The following is a 23,012-nucleotide window of genomic DNA, read 5'->3' on the forward strand; positions in this document are numbered from 1 at the left end:
ATGGAAAGTAAAGTAGTCGTACCGGCCGGTGAGAAAATTGCAGTAGAAAACGGCAAACTGGTCGTTCCTAACAATCCAATCATCCCTTACATTGAAGGTGATGGCATCGGTGTTGATGTTAGCCCTGCAATGATCAAGGTTGTGGATGCGGCAGTTGAAAAAGCTTACGGCGGTGACCGTAAGATCTCCTGGATGGAAATCTACACCGGTGAGAAGTCAACGCAAGTCTATGGTGAAGACCAATGGCTGCCAGCAGAAACACTGGATTTTATTCGTGATTACAAAGTCGCAATCAAAGGCCCTCTGACCACGCCAGTAGGCGGTGGTATTCGCTCACTGAACGTAGCACTACGTCAAGAGCTTGACCTCTACATCTGTGCGCGCCCTGTTCGTTACTTCGAAGGCGTGCCAAGCCCACTGAAACAACCTGAACTGACTGACATGGTTATCTACCGTGAAAACTCAGAAGATATCTACGCAGGTGTTGAATTCAAAGCGGGCACTGCAGAAGCAGATAAAGTTATCAAATTCCTGAAAGAAGAAATGGGCGCAACGAAAATCCGTTTCGATGAGGAATGTGGTATCGGTATTAAGCCAGTTTCAGAGCAGGGTACAAAACGCCTTGTTCGTGCAGCAATCCAATACACCATCGACAACGATCGTGAGTCAATGACGCTGGTTCACAAAGGCAACATCATGAAGTTCACCGAAGGTGCCTTCAAAGATTGGGGCTATGAAGTAGCAAAAGAAGAGTTTGGTGCAGAGCTGCTAGACGGCGGTCCTTGGATGACGCTGAAAAACCCTAACACGGGTAAAGAGATCATCATCAAAGACGTTATCGCTGACGCATTCTTGCAGCAAATCCTGCTACGTCCAGCAGAGTACGATGTAATCGCAACCATGAACTTGAACGGTGACTATGTTTCCGATGCACTTGCGGCACAAGTTGGTGGTATCGGTATCGCACCGGGTGCAAACATCGGTGATGGTATTGCGCTGTTCGAAGCGACACACGGTACGGCACCTAAGTACGCGGGTCAGGACAAAGTAAACCCAGGTTCACTGATCCTGTCTGCAGAAATGATGCTGCGTCACCTTGGTTGGACCGAAGCGGCTGACCTCATCATCAGCTCAATGGAAAAAGCGATCAGCAACAAGACTGTGACCTATGACTTTGAGCGTCTGATGGACGGCGCAACACTGCGTAAGTGTTCTGAGTTCGCACAAGACATGATTGAACAGATGTAATCTGACCTCATTGAAAAAGGCCCGGCTATCAAGCCGGGCCTTTTTGTTTGTGTGTTCATGATAATTACGTGGTCTTCTCTGCCGCGTATCGCAGGTGTCACCTAAAGTGCGTGGGTGAAGTGCTCACAGGCACAGAAGCCATTTCGCACACAAACAAAAAGAGCGAACTCTATGTCCGCTCTTCTGATTGTCGACCTTCCGGCAGCGAAAAAAATTAATCTAGCAACGCTATTATTTTAGGGCTTCGTTTTCTACTGGAACAATTTGGCTTGCATGGTAGCCCTTTGGACCTTCCTGCACTTCATAGTTCACGGTCTGACCTGCTTTCAGTGTGCGGTAACCGTCCATTTGAATCGTTGAGTAGTGAGCGAAGATATCTCCGTCACCTTCGTCTGGGCAAATAAACCCGAAGCCCTTAGCGTTGTTAAACCATTTGACTGTACCAGTTGCCATGCGAAACATCCCTCTTGCATTTAAATTGCATAACTATCAAGCAAAACAGACAGCCTACGTATGCACATAGAATGATTATTAAACTGTATGTTTTTACTTCAATTCACACTCTAGTAGAAAGATTTAGGCAGTCAAGCCCATGAGTGGCCATATAACAACATTTTAATAAAAATAACCTAAGTTATGCGAGAAGGATGATGTGGGTATCACTTTGTGACAAATTGTTTCATAAATTATCCACATGAATCTGGAGTAAGAGATTGTAATTACTGGGCTATCTACTTTTTTGTCGATTAGTCAAAATCTCAGTATCAGTAATTAAACAGGAGCGTGGGCTGATAATTTACTGATAGATAAGTAAGTAAGGGAAATAGTCCCGACTACTGAATTATTTTGTTAATACACCAAAATCAATACATTACTTTTGTGAATAATATATCTCTTGTCTTTTGCACGGTGAATTAAGTTTTTCCTTTTCGAGACACATGATGATTTGAATGTCTGAATAAACAGGCTGATTTGGTGTCTGAATTATTTGACATTGATCAGGTGATTGGCTGGGAAGTTCATCGAAATGCACATGCAGATAGTCGGGTATGGCGTTCAAACGCACATTCACGAACTGAATTTGGGCTGTTGCGCTAAAAGTCTGAACGTCGGAAGGGTATCAACGTAGCATTGTCACGGTTGCTGGAATACAATCTGTGAATTACGTTTTAAGGAGTGGTAGCGTTTTTTGTGTGTGATGTTCAAGTCCACAAAACAACAACATAAATAGTTGTTTCGTAAAGAGCAGATGCGCTACCTTAAGTATTGTAAACAGTTATGAGCAAAATGTACGAGTGGATAGTTCCTGACTCTGATGTCAAAGAGGCGGAAGAAACCAAAGTAAAACCGCCGTCGTTATACAAAGTACTCTTGAATAATGACGATTACACCCCCATGGAGTTTGTTGTAGAGGTGTTACAGCGGTTCTTTTCCATGGATTTGGAGAAGGCAACGCAACTGATGTTAACGGTCCACTATGAAGGCAAAGCAATATGCGGCGTTTTCACGGCGGAAGTTGCTGAAATGAAGGTCGCACAAGTAATGATGTACGCGAAAGAACATCAACACCCACTATTGTGCACGATGGAGAAAGCTTAAGCAGGAGATTCTGTTTTTCTCTCCGGCACACCAAAATGTGGTTTTAAGGGAGGTGCCTTATGCTAAATAAAGAACTCGAAGCCAGCCTCAACGGGGCTTTCGCAAGAGCACGAGAAAAACGTCATGAGTTTATGACGGTAGAACATCTGCTATTGGCGCTTCTAGAAAATGTGGCAGCCCGAGAGGCTTTGCTGGCCTGCCGCGCGGACCTCGACGCTCTTCGTAAAGAGCTAGAAGCTTTTATTGAACAAACAACCCCACTCATTCCTGTTGACGACGACAACCGCGAAACACAACCAACGCTAAGCTTCCAGCGTGTGTTGCAGCGTGCTGTTTTCCACGTTCAATCCTCCGGTCGCAGTGAAGTGAGCGGTGCAAACGTCCTGGTCGCTATTTTCAGCGAACAAGAATCTCACGCGGCTTACCTACTCAAGAAAAACGATATCAGCCGTCTGGACGTGGTTAATTACATCTCTCACGGCACCACCAAGTCCTCTAGCTCTGACGAAGAACTGCCAGGTTCGGACATGTCTTCAGAAGAAGCCGCTGTAGAAGGCGGAGAAGAGCGTCTGGAGAACTTTGCGACCAACCTGAACCAGTTGGCGCGAGTGGGCGGTATCGACCCGCTGATTGGCCGTGACAAAGAACTAGAGCGTACTATTCAGGTACTGTGCCGTCGTCGTAAGAACAACCCGCTGCTGGTGGGTGAAGCTGGCGTAGGTAAAACAGCGATTGCGGAAGGCCTTGCTTGGCGCATCGTTGAAGGTCAGGTACCAGATATCATCCAAGACTGCGTTATCTACTCATTGGACATTGGTTCTCTGCTGGCAGGTACCAAATACCGTGGTGACTTTGAAAAACGCTTCAAGAGCATTCTGAAGCAGCTTGAGAAAGAAGACCATGCGGTACTATTCATTGATGAAATCCACACCATCATCGGTGCGGGTGCAGCGTCTGGTGGTCAAGTAGATGCCGCAAACCTCATCAAGCCTCTGCTGTCGAGCGGTAAGCTTCGTTGTATCGGCTCTACTACCTACCAAGAGTACAGCAGCATCTTTGAGAAAGAGCGTGCGCTGGCTCGTCGCTTCCAGAAAATCGACGTTGTAGAACCATCTTTGGATGACACGACCAAGATCCTGATGGGTCTGAAGCCGAAATACGAAGCCCACCACGAAGTACGTTACACCAATAAAGCGATTCGTGCGGCGGTTGAGCTTTCTGCGAAATACATCAACGAGCGTCATTTGCCTGATAAAGCCATCGACGTGATTGATGAAGCTGGTGCGCGTTGTCGTCTGGCTCCAGCAAGCAAGCGTAAGAAAACTGTCGGCGTAGGTGACATCGAGGCCATGATTGCCAAGATGGCGCGTATCCCAGAGAAGTCTGTCTCTTCGACTGACCGTGACGTGCTGCAATCGCTTGAGTCGAAACTCAAGATGTTGGTGTTCGGTCAAGACGATGCAATCAGTGCACTGTGCGAAGCCATTAAGCTAAGCCGTGCAGGCTTGGGGGCAGAGAATAAGCCAGTGGGTTCATTCCTGTTTGCTGGTCCAACGGGTGTCGGTAAAACCGAAGTCACCGTACAGTTGGCTCGTGCGATGGGCATTGAACTGCAACGCTTTGACATGTCGGAGTACATGGAGCGCCACACGGTAAGCCGCCTGATTGGCGCGCCTCCAGGTTACGTAGGTTACGATCAGGGCGGTCTGTTGACAGACGCAGTGATCAAGCATCCGCACTGTGTGGTGCTGTTGGACGAAATCGAGAAAGCACACCCAGATGTCTTCAACCTGCTGCTGCAAGTGATGGACAACGGTACGCTGACAGATAACAACGGCCGCAAAGCGGACTTCCGCAACGTGATTCTGGTGATGACGACCAATGCTGGTGTGACTGAAACCGTGCGTAAGTCGATTGGTCTTATCCAACAAGACCACAGCCATGACGCGATGTCTGAAATCAAGAAAGTGTTCTCGCCAGAGTTCCGTAACCGTCTTGATAACATCATTTGGTTCAACCATTTGGATCAGAGCATCATCCTTCAGGTTGTCGACAAGTTCATTGTGGAACTGCAAGCGCAGCTTGATGCACGCGGCGTGTCTTTGGAAGTCACGGACAAAGCGAAGCTGTGGCTGTCAGAGAAAGGCTATGACAAGTCAATGGGCGCACGTCCAATGGCGCGCGTAATGCAGGATCATGTGAAGAAAAATCTGGCGAACGAGTTGTTGTTCGGCTGTCTGGTCAATGGCGGCACGGTAAAAGTTGGCGTGAAAAACGACAAGCTTACCTTCAGCTTCAGCGACGAGATGGAACCTGCATAATCTCAACGTACAAATACGACAAAACCCGGCATTGGCCGGGTTTTTTGTATTCGCGAGACGTGAGGATTAGCGCGCGCGGAAGATGATGCGACCTTTCGACAAGTCGTAAGGAGTCATCTCAACGGTAACTTTGTCACCAGTCAGGATACGGATGTAGTTTTTACGCATCTTACCAGAGATGTGTGCAGTCACTACGTGGCCGTTCTCCAGTTCTACGCGGAACATGGTGTTTGGCAGGGTGTCCAGAACGGTACCTTGCAATTCAATTACGTCTTCTTTTGCCATTTAATCCTCTTGGGCTATCTATCAGCCAAATTTTGACCGGCAGATAATGCCTTGATTCGTTAAGTCTGTAAAGTTTAGGGGCGGAATTTTACCCCTTTGTATTCGTACTGACCAGTAAAAATAAGCGTTAGATTAAGATTTAGCCTAAATCTTAATGCGTTAAATCCACCATAACGAGAGCTACTCCACGAAAACAGAAAGGGCGGATTTACAATGTGGTGGAGAGGTTATTCCTCCGCACTTTGCCAAGTGCCAGCAACAAAACGTTGGTGAGGGCGGTACTTCACTTTGTAGTTCATCGCCTGACAGGCATCGATTTGGAACCCAAGATATAACCAAGGCACCTTGTTTTGCTTGGCAAGCTCGAGTTGCGCGAGGACGCAAAGTGACCCCAGAGACCAAGGGTGGTCTGGGTCAAAAAAGCTGTAAATGGCGGAAAAGCCATTTGAAACGACATCGGTCACCGCAATCGCGATAAGCGTTTGTTCTTCATAGATATGGACGTAGTAGGTTCGTTGCCATGCACTGCCGACAAAGGACTGAAAGTCATCTTTGTTCGCGGGGAACATTGAACCGTTTTGGTGTCTGGCTGTAATGTAGCGGTCGTACAAATCAAACCAGCCATCGTCCAATTCTGTTTTGAGTTCAATGCGAAGACGGTTGAGTTGTTTGATTTGCCGTTTCTGGCTTTTGCTCGGCGTAAAGCCAGCGGTATCGACGCGCAGTGACTGACACGCAGTACACGCGAGACAGTGGGGGCGGTAAATCGTATTTCCACTACGACGAAAACCCGATTGAATGAGCCAACCGTATCCCGTCACGCTGTGAAGGTCCGGCTCAAGCACGACAGCGATCGTTTCTTCTTGCTCGGGTAAATAGCTGCAAGAAGAGGGAGGCATGACACCTACTCGAAATGTTTGGCTGTTCATGGTTGAGAAATCCACTGTGAGCGATACACAGAGGTGTCGATGTAAATTTGCCTTAGACGTTCAACTTCGACGATGTAATCGTTTCTTGTCATGGGATAGGCACCGAGTGATGCCAAATGTTCAGTCATCATTTGGCAATCAATTAACTGGCCGCCGTGTTTGCTGAAATGTTCGCAAAAATGCCAAAGCGCGGTTTTGGAGGCATTGGTTTCGAGTGAGAACATAGATTCGCCGCAAAACAATCCGCCGACATTCACGCCATAAAGCCCACCTATCAAGGTGTCTTCTCGCCAAACTTCCACACTGTGTGCGTGGCCTAAACGGTGCAGTTGGCGATACGCTTCTCGCATCTCTTCGGTGATCCACACTTGGTCTTCGCCACGGATAAGCGCGCACTGCTGGATGACCTGATCAAAGCCTTGATTAATCGAAACACGGTAGCCGTTTTTGCGAACGAACTTTTTAAGGCTCTTACTTGGCGTGTAGGTCAAAGGGTTGATGATGGCGCGCTCTGATGGCGACCACCAGAGGTAAGGGTCTTCCTCACCAAACCAAGGGAAAATGCCGTTTTCGTAAGCGGCTTTTAATCTATCGGGAGAAAGATCGCCGCCGATCGCAAGTAGCCCATCAGGATCGTCCAGTGCCGAGGTGACAGGAGGAAAGACGTCAGGATGGTTGTCATCTAATGGCGGTAAATAGATCGTCATCGAAGCTGTTTGTCCTTAACTAAAATTGCTTGCTGCCAAATAGAAAAAAGGGAGCGAATGCTCCCTTTAGTATACGCAGTTCATGAGGCTACTGAATACGTTGCAGCAAGTTTGCGTAACGACCACCTGCGGCTTTTAGCGTGTCATGCGTGCCTTTTTCGATAATTCGGCCTTCATCCATCAAACAGATTTCGTCCATCTCACCGAGCCCAACAAGACGATGGGTAATGAAGAGTACCGTCTTGTCTTTCGCATGTTCTAGCAGCAGATTCAGGATGTGTTTTTCTGTCTTCACATCCAAGCCTTCTGTCGGTTCGTCCAACAGCAGAATGGGAGCGTCGCGCAGTAAGGCGCGTGCAATACCCAGACGACGACGTTCGCCGCCTGACAACTGACGCCCGCCGTCGCCAAGCCAAGTATCTAAGCCTGGTCCATCAAGCAATGCTGACAAGCCAACACTTTCCAGCACAGACAGCAATTCATCATCAGTGGCGTTGGGTTTCGCCATGGTCAGGTTGTTACGTAATGCGCCGTTGAAAATATCAACGCGTTGGCTGACTACTGCGATTGACGTGCGAAGCGCAGACTCACGCCACGTGGTCAGCGGCACGTCGTCAATCTCAATCCTGCCTTCTGATGGATCCCAAGAGCGTGTCAGCAATTGCAGCAGGGTTGATTTACCGCAACCCGTACGACCCAACAACGCAACCTTTTGGCCAGCTTCAATGGTCAGAGAGACATTCTCTACTGCGCGTTGCTCAGCGTCGTGGTAAGTAAAGCTCACGTTATCGAAGGTGACTTTGCCTTTCGCGGTGTTGTTATAACCCATAGGGTCAAACTGCGTTTCTGGTGTTGCTTCAATAATTTCGTTTAAACGCTTGGCCGACGTGATGGTTTGGCTAAGGTATTGGAATGCGCCTGCTACTGGCATCATGATTTCGAAGCTTGCCATGGTGGCGAAAGCAACCAATGCAATCAATGGGTCAGGGTAGTTACCACCCACACCGTCCGCTGCCAGCCAAAGCATCAAGACTAGGGTTAAGCCGTTGGCCGCTAGCAGCACACCATTTGCAAGACCTGTGATGCCTGCCATTTCGCGCTGCGCAGTCAGAAGACGCTGCTCTTCTTGTTTGGCTCGGTCGCGGTATCTGTCAGACGCGCCAAAGATTTGCAGTTCTGCGTGGCCTTGCAGCCAGTCCAGCAAAGAAATCCGTAGTGCAGATTTTGCCTGCGTGATTTCTTGTCCGTGTGGACGTCCCAAGCGATAAAACGCTATCGGCAACAGCAGCATCAATCCAAACAGAATGGCACCAAGGGTGAGGCCCAATTCAGGCTCAAACCAGTAAAGGAAACCACTGACACTGAGAATACACAGTGTGCCAACAACCAACGGACTCAGAAGACGAAGGTACACGTGGTCCATCGCGTCAACGTCTGCCACCAGTCGGTTAAGGACGTCGGCGTCGCGAAGGTTACCGACTTTACCCGGAATAAGCGGTGTCAGTTTCTCAAAGAAGAAGATACGCAGGTCAGCAAGCAGCTTAAACGTGGCATTGTGGCTCACAACACGCTCACCCCATCGGCCAGCAGTGCGCGCCATGGAAAGACCGCGTACGCCTGCCCCTGGCAGCATATAGTTGAAGTTAGCGATTGCTAACAAACCTGCCATGCAGAAGCCGCAATAAACCAGCCAGACAGAGCCAGAAGGCCAATGGCAGACGCGAGGGTTGCAAAAGCCAGCAGCATGCCAAGCGTCAGCCCGAACCAATGCTTTTTATAAAGTTTCAGAAACGGAATGAGATCACGCATCGAGGTCACTCCTATCTACTGATTGAATCATTTCGCAAAAATGCCTGATGTTTGAGTGACTCGAATGTGCCTTCTTGCACCAGTTTTCCTTTGTCCATGACGAGGATTAAATCGCTGGTACCGAGCTGATCAATGCGATGGCTCACCAGCAGACACGTCGTATCTTTGGTGGCATGCTCAAGGCTTGACATAACCAGACGCTCACTTGATGCATCTAAGCTGGCTGTCGGTTCATCCAGCAGCCAGAAGTGGCCGTTTTGCAACAAGGCACGAGCAACTGCCAGACGCTGCGCCTGTCCGACTGAAAGTCCAGAAGCGCGGTCGCCAACAGGATGCTGGTAGCCTTTCTCAAGACGTTGAATGAATTCATCGGCGTACGCTGCTTTCGCGACGTGTTCGATATCTTCGTCCGTGACCATTGGCGCCGAGAGTGCGATGTTGTCTCGTACTGTGCCGTGGAAAAGTTGTGGGTTTTGGCCAACCCAGCTGATTTGTTTGCGCCAATGGCTAAGATCTGCGTTTTTAAGCTCAACACCGTTCATTTGCAAACTGCCGCGATACGGTAAGAAGCCGAGCAGTGCATTGATGAGGCTGGTCTTGCCCGCACCGCTTTGACCGACAAGGGCAACTTTCTTTCCAGCATCGATAGTGAAGGTCAGAGGGCCCGCCAACACGGCACCGTCTGGACTAAGCACTTCAAGGTTTTCCGCCTTGATGGTCACCGCATCCGCGTCGATTTTCTGAGAGCCTTCACTTTGGTGTTCTGGCGTTGAATCCAAGAAGTTCACGATAGATTCTGCCGCACCGATAGCCTGAGCCTTGGCATGGTAGAACGAACCTAAATCGCGCAATGGCTGATAGAACTCGGGTGCAAGGACCAGTACAAACAAACCAATAAACAGCGTGATTTGTGTGCCGTAGTGACCGAAGTTCAGCTCACCAATGTAAGCAAACCCAAAGTAAACCGCCGTAATCGCAATAGAAATGGCGGTAAAGAATTCAAGCACCGCAGAAGAGAGAAACGCCAGTCTCAGTACTTCCATCGTGCGTTTGCGAAAATCTTCGGAAGCGACTTTTAGATGCTTAGCTTCCGCATCTGCTTGGTCGAACAAACGAATGGTCGGCAAGCCTCTGAGTCGGTCATAGAAGTGACCGGAAAGACGCTGTAGTGCCTTAAAGTTTCGGCGGTTAGCATCTGCTGCGCCCATGCCTACAAGTGCCATGAAGAAAGGAACGAGTGGGGCAGTAAGCAGGAAAATCAAACCGGCTGCCCAGTTAAGCGGAAAGACAGCAACAAGAATGATGAAAGGGATCAATACGGCGATGGCCATTTGAGGCAGATATCGCGCGAAGAAGTCCTGCATCTCTTCGACTTGTTCCAATAACAGACTGGCCCAAGTGCCCGCAGGTTTACCTTGAATGGTTGCTGGGCCAAGTGCATGAAGCTTGTCCATGATGAGCTGACGAACATGGGTGCGAACCGTTTCGCCAACGCGATAACCCGCTTGCTCTTTGCCCCAGCTACAAACGGCACGGATAAGCACAACAATCGCGAGTGCGACGAAGGAGAACCAAAGTTCGTGTTTGTCAGCTTTGACGACGATAAGTTCGTGAAGAATATGAGCGAGTAAAGCGGCCTGAGCTAAGAGCAGTAGTCCAGACGCAAAGGCGAGACCAACGGCTGCCATCAGCCAGGTTTTCCCAAGCTTGCTTTGCCCTTTTAACCATTGGGCGAGTGCGCGCTGTTTCTTTTTATCCATAATACTTCTTGGTATTTTTTGTTCTCAGTACGTGGAATAACAGGCATTTGGCCTACTTTTTCACGTCTGGTTTTGGGAAGGCTGCTTAGAAATATAGAAAGGTCCGCTCAGTGTGAGCGGACCTTTGAGGCGAATTACTTCGCTTGCGCGTCCAGGAAGCGCTCTGCGTCCAGTGCTGCCATACAGCCTGTACCTGCAGAAGTGATAGCTTGGCGGTAGATGTGATCCATCACGTCGCCTGCTGCAAATACACCTTCAACGCTGGTTTGCGTTGCGTTACCTTCCAGGCCAGATTGAACCTTGATGTAACCATTGTGCATGTCCAGCTGACCTTCGAAGATGCTGGTGTTTGGCTTGTGGCCAATTGCCACGAACAGACCCATTACGTCCAGTTCTTCGGTTGCGTCTGATTGAGTGTCTTTGATGCGAACACCGGTCACGCCCATGTCGTCACCCAGTACTTCATCTAGAACATGGTCAGTGTGCAGAACGATGTTGCCGTTTTCTACTTTGTCCATCAGACGGCTAACCAGAATTTTCTCCGCGCGGAACGTATCACGGCGGTGGATCAGGTGAACTTCTGATGCGATGTTAGACAGGTACAGTGCTTCTTCAACAGCGGTGTTACCACCACCGATCACAGCAACTTTTTGGTTGCGGTAGAAGAAACCGTCACAGGTCGCACATGCTGATACGCCGCGGCCTTTGAAGTTTTCTTCAGATTCCATACCCAGGTACTGAGCAGATGCACCAGTTGCGATGATCAGTGCGTCACAGGTGTACTCGCCGTTATCGCCTTTCAGACGGAACGGACGTTGAGACAGATCCGTTTCGTTGATGTGGTCAAACAGGATTTCAGTGTCGAATTTTTCTGCGTGCTCTTTCATGCGCTCCATCAGCGCAGGACCAGTCAGTCCTTCAGCATCACCCGGCCAGTTCTCAACTTCAGTTGTTGTTGTCAGCTGACCGCCCTGTTGCAGACCCGTTACCATTACTGGTTTCAGGTTAGCGCGCGCAGCATAAACTGCAGCGGTGTAACCTGCAGGGCCAGAACCTAGAATCAGAAGGCTTGCATGCTTTACGTTGCTCATTATTTCTCCGGGTGGATTTTGTCTTATGTATTGGGTCAGATTGTAGGGAAAATGTAAGGCTAAAGAAAGGGTGCACAGCGGCACCCTTCATTGATTTCTGTTATCTCTTATTACAAACCGCTTAGCTCAGTGCTGCACGCGGCTCCACGTAATCGAGATCAAACGCTTCTGCGACTTCTTTAATGGTGACCAAACCATTTATTACATTTAGGCCATTTAGCAGGTTTTGATCCTGCAGCAGCGCATCGCGATAACCTAGGTTTGCCAGCTTCACGATGTACGGCAGTGTTGCATTATTCAGCGCAAACGTGGACGTCCGTGCTACCGCACCTGGCATATTGGCCACGCAGTAGTGCACAACGTCGTCAACAATGTAGGTTGGGTCTGCGTGCGTAGTTGCATGTGACGTTTCAAAGCAACCGCCTTGGTCAATCGCGACATCAACCACCGCGGCACCCGGTTTCATTTTCTTGATGTGATCGGCTGTAACCAATTTTGGTGCTGCAGCACCGGGAATTAGCACTGCTCCGATGACCAAATCTGCGGCGAGTACGTGTTTTTCGAGAATTTCTTCTGTTGAATATAAAACTTTTGCACGTCCCTGAAATTCTTCATCCAGTGCTCTTAGGGTATCGATGTTACGGTCGAGAATCGTTACGTCTGCGCGCATTCCAACTGCCATTCTCGCTGCATTAGAGCCAACAACACCGCCGCCTAAGACCACAATTTTAGCGGGCTCTACGCCCGGTACACCACCCAGCAACATACCTGCGCCGCCGCGTGATTTCTCGAGAGCCTGAGCACCGGCCTGAATAGACATACGACCTGCGACCTCTGACATCGGTGCTAAAAGTGGCAATCTACCCCTAGAATCTGTTACGGTTTCATAGGCTATACAGATAGCTTTGCTCTTGATAAGGTCTTGTGTCTGTGGAAAATCTGGTGCAAGGTGCAAATAGGTAAACAATATTTGCCCTTCGCGAAGCATGGCACGCTCAACGGCCTGAGGCTCTTTAACTTTGACAATCATTTCGGCAATGGCAAAGACCTCTTCCGCTGATGGAAGAATCGAAGCTCCAGCCTTGACGTAATCTTCGTCGCTGAAGCCAATTCCTTCGCCAGCTTGTGACTGGACGTATACAGTGTGGCCGTGGGAGATTAGCTCTCGAACGCTGGCAGGGACCATGCCTACTCGGTACTCATGGTTTTTGATTTCTTTTGGTACACCAATGATCATCCTGATTCCTCGCTTCGTTGTAGAGTTATTGGCTGTTGTTTTGTAATATTGTTGTATTTAGGGCTAGTATAGTTCGCGTATAGCCGGATTTGATGCTAAAAATTAAAGTTATGTTAGTAAAATTGGCATTTAACATTGCAAGGACGTAATAAGGTGGAATAAAAAATGGTTGAAGCCAAAAAGAAACCCTCCAAGGAATTGGACCGCATTGACAGAAATATCCTTAACGAACTCCAGAAGGACGGACGCGTTTCAAACGTTGAGCTGTCTAAGCGAGTAGGATTGTCGCCAACCCCTTGTTTAGAGCGTGTTCGTCGCCTCGAGAGACAAGGTTATATCAGTGGCTACACCGCATTGTTGAACCCACAGTTCCTCGATGCATCCCTGCTGGTGTTCGTTGAAATCACCCTTAACCGTGGCACGCCAGATGTCTTTGAACAGTTCAACAAGGCCGTTCAACAACTCGAAGATATCCAAGAGTGTCACCTTGTATCTGGTGACTTCGACTACCTACTGAAAACACGTGTATCTGACATGTCTGCATACCGTAAGCTGCTGGGTGAAACCCTGCTACGTCTTCCGGGCGTAAACGACACGCGTACATACGTGGTAATGGAAGAAGTGAAGCAAACTAACCATCTGGTTATTAAAACGCGCTAACTTCTTTCACACACCCCGGACTTAAAGGGGTGAAATAAGTGGTATATTTTGCAAACCGAGTAGCATGCTGCTCGGTTTGTTTTTTTGTTTGGTGTACACTTTTGCAAAGCAGGGAACAGATGAAGGCCAAGTGAGGTCTAAGTTCACTGCAGCCGGCGACGAATGGATAAGAAAAAAGCCGGAAGTTCATGTTTTAGGGTATTTGAGAAGATAGGTGATAATGGAGTTTTTCTTGCGTCAGGAGCGAAAACAGACAGAAACCTCAAATCGATTGAACGGTATTCAACGATTGAAAGAGAGCGCTCTGATCCTCGCGCTGCTGTCTGCTGTTTTCATTTTTGTTTCCCTCATTAGTTACGACTCGTCCGATCCTTCCTGGTCACAAACCGCATGGGATGGCCCGGTACAAAATGCTGCCGGCAATGCGGGTGCCTGGGTTGCAGACACACTTTTCTTTTCTTTGGGTACCTTGGCCTATCCGCTGCCATTTCTCCTTTTGTTGGGTGGATGGGTGTTCTTTCGTCGTCGCGGCGAATCAGAACCTTTAAATTACACCATTCTTGCGACCAAAATTTTGGGTGTCGTGCTGCTGCTTCTTACAAGCTGCGGTTTGGCCGACCTCAACTTCGACGATTTTTGGTTCTTCTCATCGGGTGGTGTGGTTGGCGACGTGCTGACCGAATTATCCCTGCCAATGTTCAATCTGTTGGGAACAACACTGGTATTCATGTTCTTGTGGGCGGCGGGCTTTACGCTGTTTACAGGCATTTCTTGGCTAACCATTGTTGATACGTTGGGTGAAAAGACGTTGTCTGCGATTACGTGGGTAGTGAACAAAGTCCGTGGCGATAAACCGCAAACGTTAGGTGCAACCATCGATACGTCAGACATTGATGCCTCAGATATCGATGAATCAGACCCCTTGTTCGCAAAACCGGCTCAGCGTGCTGATAAGCAAGAGCTTGCAGATATCACGGCACTGACAAAAGCGCAGCGTTTGGAAAATGAAAAAGCGAGTGAGACACCGGTAATTCACAAACCCGCACCCGTGAAGCTTGAACGCACAGAGCCTGTGATGAACCTCGCGCCAGTAACAGAAGCTGTTTCTGTTGAAGAAACAATGTCTGCTGAGAAAGCAATCATAAGCGATGAGCCTGAGCTTGCACCTGTGGCGGAGTTTGCGAAAGCGTCAGCACCAGAATCAGCGTTCAACAGCAATGAGCCGTCATCCGTTGTTCAGCCTTCTGTGATTGATGAGCCTGCGACTGAGCTTCCACCTTGGGAAGACGAACTGCCGGACGTTGATACGTCCACTGCCTATCAACACCATGACGCGCAGCCTGTCGTTGAAGACACATTCGAACCGTTTGACATTACGCCTTCTGCACCTGCTGGTGGGCAAGCCGTTGAAGAGACAATCGTTGATGCGGACGACAGGCATTACGAAATCGGCAGCAACGACGGCGTTTCTGAGCTTGATCGTGTGCAAGCAGAGTCTGTCATTCCCGATGAAGACCCGTTCTTAGAAACCATTCGCGAAGCGCAGAAAAATGCGGCGGGTGCCGTGCATCCATTCTTGGTGAAAGACGAGCCAAATCTACCGAAACCTAAAGAGCCGCTGCCAACGCTAGACTTGTTGGATCCGCCAAGAAACACCGCGACACGTGCGACAGACGAAGAATTGCAATACCAAGCGCGCCTGATTGAAACTCGTTTGGAAGAGTACAAAATCAAAGTAACCGTGAAGGGTATTTTCCCTGGTCCTGTTATCACACGCTTTGAGCTGGAACTCGCGCCAGGCGTAAAAGTTAGCCGCATCATGAGTCTGTCAAAAGACATCGCGCGTTCGCTGTCGACCAGTGCGGTGCGTGTTGTTGATGTTATTCCAGGCAAACCGTATATAGCCTTGAACTGCCTAACAGCAGCCGAGAAACCGTCTTTATGTCGGAAGTGGTGGCCAGCGAGCGCTTCCAGCAATCGAAATCACCGTTGTCTGTGGTGTTGGGTAAAGACATTGCGGGTGAAGCCGTAGTGACAGACCTTGCTAAAGCCCCGCACATGCTGGTGGCTGGTACCACGGGCTCGGGTAAGTCGGTCGGCGTTAACGTCATGATCGTCAGTATGCTTTATAAGGCGAGTCCTGAAGACGTTCGCTTTATCATGATCGACCCGAAAATGCTCGAACTGTCAGTGTATGAAGGTATTCCGCATCTGCTGACAGAAGTGGTTACTGACATGAAAGACGCCGGTAATGCGCTGCGCTGGAGCGTGGCGGAAATGGAGCGCCGTTACAAACTGATGTCGGCGTTGGGCGTGCGTAACATTGCTGGCTACAACGAGAAAATCAAAGAAGCGAACGAAGCTGACCACCCAATCCCAGACCCGTTCTGGAAACCGGGTGATAGCATGGATGAAACGGCACCATTGCTTGAGAAACTGCCTTACATCGTCGTTATCGTTGACGAATTTGCTGACCTCATGATGGTGGTGGGTAAGAAGGTTGAAGAGCTGATCGCGCGTTTGGCGCAGAAAGCCCGTGCAGCTGGTATTCACTTGGTGCTGGCGACCCAGCGCCCATCCGTAGATGTCATTACCGGTCTTATCAAAGCCAACATTCCGACGCGTATGGCGTTTACCGTTTCGACCAAAACGGACTCGCGCACCATCCTTGACCAAGGCGGTGCTGAATCGCTGCTGGGTATGGGTGACATGTTGTTCATGCCAAACGGTTCAAACCATCCAGCGCGTGTTCACGGTGCGTTTGTTAACGATGACGAAGTGCATCGCGTGGTAAGTAACTGGAAAGCACGTGGCAAGCCGCAATACATTACAGAGATTACCAATGGCGACCAAGGCGCGGATGGCTTGTTGCCAGGCGAAGCACCGGAAGCCGGAGACGGCGAAGAGCTGGATCCATTGTTTGATCAGGTTGTTGAATTCGTGACAGAGTCAGTCGTGCATCGGTCTCTGGTGTACAGCGTCGCTTCAAAATCGGTTACAACCGCGCCGCGCGTATTGTTGAGCAACTCGAAATGCAGGGCATTGTTAGCCCACCAGGACATAACTCAAATCGTGAAGTGTTGGCGCCACCGCCTCCACCTCGAGATTGATTGGAAATAAGAATGAAAAAAATGTTGTTATCCCTGCTGCTGGTCGCTCCAGCAGTGTTGGCTTCTCCGCAGCAGGAATTGAATACTCGCCTTGCGAAACTAAACAGCTTTACTGCCGAATTCGACCAAGTAGTGACAAGCCCTGAGGGCGATGTGATCAGTGAAGGCGAGGGCACGCTCGCGATGAAGCGCCCGAACCTGTTCAACTGGGAAACCGTCACACCGGATGAGAACATTCTGATCTCTGACGGTAAGACCCTTTGGTATTACAGCCCGTTCATCGAACAAGTGACGGCGATGTGGTTGGACGACGCAACATCTCAAACCCCATTCGTGTTGCTGACACGTAACGACCCAAAAGATTGGAACAATTACGATGTCACCCAAAAGGGCAACACATTCACACTGTCGCCAAAACAAGCATCAAATCTTGGTGAGTTTGTGGTGAATGTTGAACCTAACGGTCACATTACTGAATTCTCTGTGGTTGAGCAGGACGGACAAACCAGCAAATTTGAGCTGGAAAATGTCAAGAATGTGTCGCCAAGTGCTTCGCTATTCAGCTTTACTGTTCCAGATGGTGTCGAGTTAGACGACCAGCGACAGTAATTAACCGCTATCGAGAGTAATCCGCGTGAGTAACTTAAGTCTGGACTTTGCAGACGATTTCCGCCCATTGGCCGCGCGTATGCGTCCGACAAATCTGGCCGAGTATATCGGCCAGAAACACCTTCTGTCTGAAGGTAAGCCGCTGCGCCGAGCTTTGGAGAGTGGTCACTTACATTCCATGATCCTTTGGGGACCACCAGGAACGGGTAAAACGACACTCGCGGAAGTGGCAGCTGGCTATGCCAACGCAGAGATTGAACGCGTATCTGCGGTAACGTCAGGCGTAAAAGACATCCGTCTGGCGATAGACAAAGCGAAAGAAAACCAGATGGTAGGGCGTCGTACGATTTTGTTCGTGGACGAGGTGCATCGCTTCAACAAAAGCCAGCAAGATGCGTTTCTGCCGCACATCGAAAACGGCACCATCACCTTTATCGGGGCGACCACTGAAAACCCGTCGTTTGAGCTAAACAACGCATTGTTGTCACGCGCTCGTGTATACAAACTCAATCTCTCGACAGTGAAGACATTCTTGAGGTTATCGAGCAGGCGTTGTCTGACAAGGCGCGTGGCCTTGGGAATGAAACGCTATTGTTCGACCAAGACGTGAAAGAGCAATTGGCGAACTTCACCTCCGGCGATGCGCGTATGACGCTCAACTACCTTGAGCTTCTTAGCGACATGGCAGAGGCTGACGCCAAAGGCCAAAAGCACATCACCCTCGAACTTCTCGCCGAAGTGGCGGGTGAGAAAATCGCTCGCTTCGATAACAAAGGCGACCTTTGGTACGACTTGATTTCTGCGTTCCATAAATCGGTACGTGGCTCAGACCCTGATGCCGCGCTGTATTGGTACGCCCGTATCATTACCGCTGGCGGCGACCCGCTGTATGTGGCGCGCCGTTTGTTAGCGATTGCGTCTGAAGATATCGGTAATGCAGATCCAAGGGCGATGGAAATTGCCATCAATGCGTGGGATTGTTTCACCCGTGTAGGTCCAGCAGAAGGCGAGCGTGCAATAGCGCAAGCGGCGGTTTACATGGCGTGTGCGGCAAAAAGTAACGCGGTTTACACTGCGTGGAAACAAGCCTTGTCGGATGCGCGTATGCATCCGGACTACGAAGTCCCTAACCATCTTCGTAACGCACCGACCACACTCATGAAAGAAATGGGGTACGGCGGTGGCTATCGTTATGCCCATGATGAGCCAAATGCTTATGCTGCGGGTGAGAGCTATTTCCCTGAAGAAATGAAAGGAACGCGCTACTACAATCCGGTAAATCGCGGCATGGAAATCAAAATCGCTGAGAAGTTGGCATTTCTTGAACAGTTAGACGCAAATAGCCCGCAAAAACGCTAGGAAACAGAGGGTATTTTGGGTATTGTTTAAACCCATAAAGCCCTGCTATTGCGGTAATGCGTCGAACGATATTCCCCCGGGCAAACCAATCATATTGACGTTGTCATAATAGTGCGTGGCAACGTCAACTTTTTTCAGGCACTGTTTAACGATTCACAGGATTAACATGCTGGATTCAAAACTACTTCGTACCGAGCTGGACGATACAGCTGAAAAACTGGCACGTCGTGGCTTCAAGCTTGACGTTGACACTCTCCGTAACCTGGAAGAAAAGCGCAAATCGCTGCAAGTTCGCACCGAAGAGCTGCAAGCTGAGCGTAACGCACGTTCCAAGTCCATCGGTCAAGCGAAGGCAAAAGGTGAAGACATCCAGCCACTACTGGCAGCAGTAGACAATCTGGGTGACGAGCTGAACAAAGCAAAAGCGGATCTGGCTGAACTGCAAGACCAACTGAACGATGTCATCATGGGTGTGCCAAACATCGCTGACGACGCTGTGCCAGTAGGTAAAGATGAGTCAGAGAACGTTGAAATCACCGTTTGGGGTGAGCCTAAGTCTTACGACTTCGAAGTGAAAGACCACGTTGATCTGGGCGAAATGTCTGGCGGTCTGGATTTCGCAAGCGCGGTTAAACTGTCTGGTTCACGCTTCATCGTGATGAAAGGCCAAATGGCGCGTTTGCACCGTGCAATCGCTCAGTTCATGCTGGACCTGCACACCACCGAACACGGTTATACAGAAATGTACGTACCGTACCTGGTTAACGCAGACAGCCTGTTCGGTACGGGTCAGCTGCCTAAGTTCGGTGAAGATCTGTTCCACACCAAGCCTGCTACTGAAGAAGGCGTAGGCATGTCACTGATCCCAACGGCAGAGGTTCCTCTGACCAACTTGGTTCGTGACGAAATCGTTGATGAAGCAGACCTGCCAATTCGCATGACTGCACACACGCCATGTTTCCGTTCAGAAGCGGGTTCTTACGGTCGTGATACTCGCGGTTTGATCCGTATGCACCAATTCGACAAAGTTGAGCTGGTACAAATCGTTAAGCCAGAAGACTCAATGGCGGCTCTGGAAGAACTGACTGGCCACGCTGAGAAAGTTCTGCAACTGCTGAACCTGCCTTACCGTAAAGTTATCCTGTGTACAGGTGACATGGGCTTCGGCTCTGCGAAGACTTACGATCTGGAAGTTTGGGTTCCTGCACAGAACACTTACCGTGAAATCTCTTCATGTTCTAACATGACTGATTTCCAAGCACGTCGCATGCAAGCGCGCTTCCGTCGTAAAGGCGAGAAGAAGCCTGAGCTGCTGCACACGCTGAACGGTTCAGGTCTGGCAGTTGGTCGTACCATGGTTGCTATCATGGAAAACTACCAGCAAGCTGACGGTCGTATCGAAGTGCCAGAAGTGCTGCGTCCATACATGGGTGGCCTTACCTACATTGGCTAATGCCAAATAGAATCTAAGAAAGCCGGCTCATGAGCCGGCTTTTTTTATACGTGTTTCTATTGCTGTTACCCATAGAGGATGCGCCAATTGTAGTGAGTTACCTGTTCAATATACTTTGGGCTCGACAGAAAAAATGTCGTGATAACAGCAATGGGTATCTTACTGATAAATCAAACTATTTGTCGTAACTATAACGTAAGTCACTAATTAAAAAGCGTTCTGTTATTTCCTTCTGAATTATTCGTCTAGTATTAGATATTAGAAATCTGTCTCATTCATCGAAGGGTAGTGCCGTATGCGAGTCAACAATCCTGTAACAGACAAGGAAATCCGATTTCCTGTCGATTACAACTTACTATCCACAACGGATACACGCGGGATCATTAAATACGTTAGTGACGAATTCTGCGAAGTCGCGGGTTACACACGAGAAGAGTTGATTGGACAACCTCATAACATGGTCCGACACCCGTCTATGCCGCCAGCTGCGTTCCAGAACATGTGGGATTACATAAAAGCGGGTCGATCATGGATGGGGATGGTTAAAAACCGTTCAAAAAACGGCGACCATTACTGGGTAAATGCGTTTGCCTCTCCGATAAAACAAAACGGTCAAATCGTAGAGTATCAATCAGTACGTATGGTACCCGACCGTAAAGCGGTTGACCGCGCTGAAAAGGTGTACCCACAGCTTTTGGCTGGTAAAACACCCTCTGCGCTGAAAATGCCGAGAAGCCGCTTGTGGCAGCGCGCATTAATGTGGTTTGTGCCTGGTGCTATTTTAGCGGGCGCAGCAGGCTTTTTCGCAGGTTTTGCTGCAACTGTCGCGGTGCAATTCCTTTGGTCTGTGATTGCAGTATTTATGCTGACACGCCGATTAGAGAACGTGACTAAGCTAGCCAGAGAAGCCTATGATAACCCATTGATGGAATACCTCTACAACGGTGCCATTGATGATGTCTCTGAAGTCGAATTAGCCTTGAAGATGCGTGCCGCAGAGCTTAATGCTGTTGTTGGTCGTATCATGGATGGCAGTGACCAAGTGCTGGCTGCTGCAAACCTAGCGAAAGAGAACGGTCAGCGCACCTCTGACAACCTCGACCGTCAAAACGCAGAGACTGACCAAATTGCTGCTGCAATCAACGAAATGTCAGCCACGGCGAATGACATGTCTGGTAACACGCAAGGTGCATCCGACGCGGCGACGGAAGCGCAAGACGCGACGCTCGCAGGGATGGAGACTGTCGGTAAAACCGTTGATGCTATCCAGAACTTGGCGCAGCAGCTTAGCGATGCTTCTAGCGTGATTTCAGAACTGGAAGAACACGGTAAACGCATCGGCGCGGTATCTGATGTTATCCAAGGCATCGCAGAACAAACTAACCTGCTGGCACTTAACGCCGCGATTGAGGCAGCGCGTGCTGGTGAGCAAGGTCGAGGCTTTGCGGTGGTAGCAGACGAAGTACGTGCACTGGCACAACGCACCCAAGAATCGACATCAGAAATCCAAGATGTGATTTCGCAAATCCAAAACGGTACACAACAAGCAGTAGACGCGATGGCGCGCGGTACAACGCTCTCTGAAGAGTGTGTGGCAAGTGCAGGTCAAGCCGGTGATGTACTGCGCCGTTCACAAGAACTGGTTGCTGATATCAATGACAGAAACCATCAAATCGCGACGGCGGTTCAAGAGCAGGCCGCGGTGTCGAATGAGATGAACGGCAACATCCAGTCGGTGTCTGAACTGTCACAACACACTATCAACATTGCACGTGAGTCAGTGATGGAAGCTGAGCAGCTTTACTCTGCATTGGAAGAGCAAAAACGCTTGGTGACCCAGTTCAGACGAACAGGTTAAGTACTTCACAACAAAACTAAAAGGCCAGCAATGCTGGCCTTTTTTACGTCTATCGAACCCTATTTAACGGCAATCGCTTTGATAGGTTGTTCGATGATGGTGGCATGTTTTTCTGTGGTCAGTGCCATCAACTCACCATCAAATAAGTGCAAAAGAATCACACTTAAGTCCTGACTGATTTTCGCCAAAGAAGACGCTGGAATTTCACCTTCTGTGGCATTGATGACCGAATCAAAGCGGTGGTCAACGCGATCAAACGCCAGTGACACGTCCGCATTACAGATCAAAGAAAGCTGGTGCATGCGTTTTTGCAGAATGCGGCTTTGTAAGTTCACAGACTGCCAAGCTGCCGTTTTTCCGTCCATAAGGCGAGTTACCGCCTGTTCAAAGCGAAGTTGCGCTTCTTTGGTGTCAATCCAGGTTTGCCAGAATGCCTGATATTCCTCATAAAGCGTGTCTTCACCCGTTTCACTGATGTACGAGCGAGTGATTTCATCAATGATATAGATGAGGTGATCAGACGTGCGGTGGTGAATAGCAATCCACGCAGGCTTAGATTGTGTTGGCAGGGCGGCTAACGCTTGATCCATGCGAGACCCAAGAACACGAAAGAGTGGGCGTTGCGCTGAGGTACACTCTTTTTGCATGTCTTCACAAAATGCACTGATTTCATCGCGTGCCTTTGATGCTTGAGGTGCTTGCGGACAACGCGCATAACGCACGTTGTGGTCATGCAGCATCCAAAGAAGTGTGCGAAGAGAGCGCATTTGCGATTTATATTGTTCTTGGCGTGACTGACGTGTGCTTGATAACCCTTTTGTGGCTTGAATGAGCCAGTTTGGTGTTAGTGCTGTGAGCAATGACATATCTTTTCCTCCGTTCCGAGCCTGATCTCGTACTGCAGAGTGCATGCCAAAACGTAAAGTCCTTTAAATACAGTAATGTAGAGGTTATATATGAAAGTGTGTGCTCGGATT

15 protein-coding genes and 4 pseudogenes are annotated in these 23,012 nt (G+C 49.3%); 10 read left to right on the forward strand and 9 right to left on the reverse strand.

The annotated features are described in order from the left end of the window. On the forward strand, window positions 1-1,248 hold the full coding sequence (gene icd, locus ATN88_RS08965) for an NADP-dependent isocitrate dehydrogenase (RefSeq protein WP_067414408.1): 1,248 nt from the start codon (window positions 1-3) through the stop codon (window positions 1,246-1,248). Window positions 1,249-1,479: 231 nt separating this feature from the next. Here icd and cspD read toward each other — a convergent pair whose 3' ends face one another. Then, complete coding sequence (gene cspD, locus ATN88_RS08970) at window positions 1,480-1,701, reverse strand: cold shock domain-containing protein CspD (RefSeq protein WP_002539152.1); 222 nt, start codon at window positions 1,699-1,701, stop codon at window positions 1,480-1,482. 825 nt (window positions 1,702-2,526) lie between these two features. On the opposite strand from cspD, the gene clpS reads away from it, so the two are divergent. After that, the gene (gene clpS, locus ATN88_RS08975; protein WP_067414413.1) at window positions 2,527-2,847 is read left to right on the forward strand and encodes an ATP-dependent Clp protease adapter ClpS; all 321 of its coding nucleotides are present in this window, start codon (window positions 2,527-2,529) and stop codon (window positions 2,845-2,847) included. 59 nt (window positions 2,848-2,906) lie between these two features. Beyond that, window positions 2,907-5,168 carry an ATP-dependent Clp protease ATP-binding subunit ClpA gene (clpA, locus tag ATN88_RS08980; protein WP_067414416.1) on the forward strand — a complete coding sequence of 754 codons (2,262 nt, stop codon included), beginning with the start codon at window positions 2,907-2,909 and terminating at the stop codon, window positions 5,166-5,168. Window positions 5,169-5,234: 66 nt separating this feature from the next. Here the strand turns inward: clpA and infA are convergent, their stop codons facing one another. The 7 genes and pseudogenes from infA to ald all read right to left on the reverse strand — a co-directional run bounded on the left by infA (window position 5,235) and on the right by ald (window position 12,986). Then, window positions 5,235-5,453, reverse strand: a complete 219-nt coding sequence (infA, locus tag ATN88_RS08985) for a translation initiation factor IF-1 (RefSeq protein WP_016961517.1) — start codon at window positions 5,451-5,453, stop codon at window positions 5,235-5,237. Between the two features lie 227 nt (window positions 5,454-5,680). Further along, on the reverse strand, window positions 5,681-6,382 hold the full coding sequence (locus ATN88_RS08990) for an arginyltransferase (RefSeq protein WP_067414421.1): 702 nt from the start codon (window positions 6,380-6,382) through the stop codon (window positions 5,681-5,683). Beyond that, on the reverse strand, window positions 6,379-7,089 hold the full coding sequence (gene aat, locus ATN88_RS08995; RefSeq protein WP_067414424.1) for a leucyl/phenylalanyl-tRNA--protein transferase: 711 nt from the start codon (window positions 7,087-7,089) through the stop codon (window positions 6,379-6,381). Before aat ends, ATN88_RS08990 begins: the two co-directional genes overlap by 4 nt. Window positions 7,090-7,177: 88 nt before the next feature. Then, window positions 7,178-8,898, reverse strand: a pseudogene (cydC, locus tag ATN88_RS09000) (heme ABC transporter ATP-binding protein/permease CydC). 11 nt (window positions 8,899-8,909) lie between these two features. Continuing rightward, window positions 8,910-10,658 (reverse strand): heme ABC transporter permease/ATP-binding protein CydD, encoded by a 1,749-nt coding sequence (gene cydD / locus ATN88_RS09005; RefSeq protein WP_083539450.1) that lies wholly within the window; start codon window positions 10,656-10,658, stop codon window positions 8,910-8,912. Window positions 10,659-10,792: 134 nt separating this feature from the next. Next, entirely contained in the window at window positions 10,793-11,749 is a 957-nt protein-coding gene (gene trxB, locus ATN88_RS09010; protein ID WP_067414429.1) for a thioredoxin-disulfide reductase, read from the reverse strand. Between the two features lie 121 nt (window positions 11,750-11,870). Then, entirely contained in the window at window positions 11,871-12,986 is a 1,116-nt protein-coding gene (ald, locus tag ATN88_RS09015) for an alanine dehydrogenase (RefSeq protein WP_067414432.1), read from the reverse strand. A gap of 165 nt (window positions 12,987-13,151) precedes the next feature. On the opposite strand from ald, the gene lrp reads away from it, so the two are divergent. The 7 genes and pseudogenes from lrp to ATN88_RS09045 all read left to right on the forward strand — a co-directional run bounded on the left by lrp (window position 13,152) and on the right by ATN88_RS09045 (window position 22,035). Further along, on the forward strand, window positions 13,152-13,646 hold the full coding sequence (gene lrp / locus ATN88_RS09020) for a leucine-responsive transcriptional regulator Lrp (protein WP_067414434.1): 495 nt from the start codon (window positions 13,152-13,154) through the stop codon (window positions 13,644-13,646). A gap of 220 nt (window positions 13,647-13,866) precedes the next feature. Then, a pseudogene (locus ATN88_RS29085) lies at window positions 13,867-14,725 on the forward strand (DNA translocase FtsK 4TM domain-containing protein); the annotation flags it as partial. Window positions 14,726-15,210: 485 nt separating this feature from the next. Beyond that, a pseudogene (locus ATN88_RS28865) lies at window positions 15,211-16,756 on the forward strand (DNA translocase FtsK); the annotation flags it as partial. A gap of 12 nt (window positions 16,757-16,768) precedes the next feature. After that, the gene (gene lolA / locus ATN88_RS09030; RefSeq protein WP_067414437.1) at window positions 16,769-17,365 is read left to right on the forward strand and encodes an outer membrane lipoprotein chaperone LolA; all 597 of its coding nucleotides are present in this window, start codon (window positions 16,769-16,771) and stop codon (window positions 17,363-17,365) included. Window positions 17,366-17,390: 25 nt separating this feature from the next. Beyond that, a pseudogene (locus ATN88_RS09035) lies at window positions 17,391-18,724 on the forward strand (replication-associated recombination protein A). Window positions 18,725-18,890: 166 nt separating this feature from the next. Beyond that, the gene (gene serS / locus ATN88_RS09040) at window positions 18,891-20,177 is read left to right on the forward strand and encodes a serine--tRNA ligase (RefSeq protein WP_067414439.1); all 1,287 of its coding nucleotides are present in this window, start codon (window positions 18,891-18,893) and stop codon (window positions 20,175-20,177) included. 295 nt (window positions 20,178-20,472) lie between these two features. Then, window positions 20,473-22,035, forward strand: a complete 1,563-nt coding sequence (locus ATN88_RS09045; RefSeq protein ID WP_067414442.1) for a methyl-accepting chemotaxis protein — start codon at window positions 20,473-20,475, stop codon at window positions 22,033-22,035. Between the two features lie 59 nt (window positions 22,036-22,094). Here the strand turns inward: ATN88_RS09045 and ATN88_RS09050 are convergent, their stop codons facing one another. After that, window positions 22,095-22,901, reverse strand: coding sequence for a hypothetical protein (locus tag ATN88_RS09050; RefSeq protein ID WP_067414445.1), 807 nt, complete (start codon window positions 22,899-22,901; stop codon window positions 22,095-22,097). Window positions 22,902-23,012 lie beyond the last annotated feature (111 nt).

The sequence above is a fragment of the Enterovibrio coralii genome, from assembly GCF_001559595.1.
GTDB lineage: Bacteria > Pseudomonadota > Gammaproteobacteria > Enterobacterales > Vibrionaceae > Enterovibrio > Enterovibrio coralii.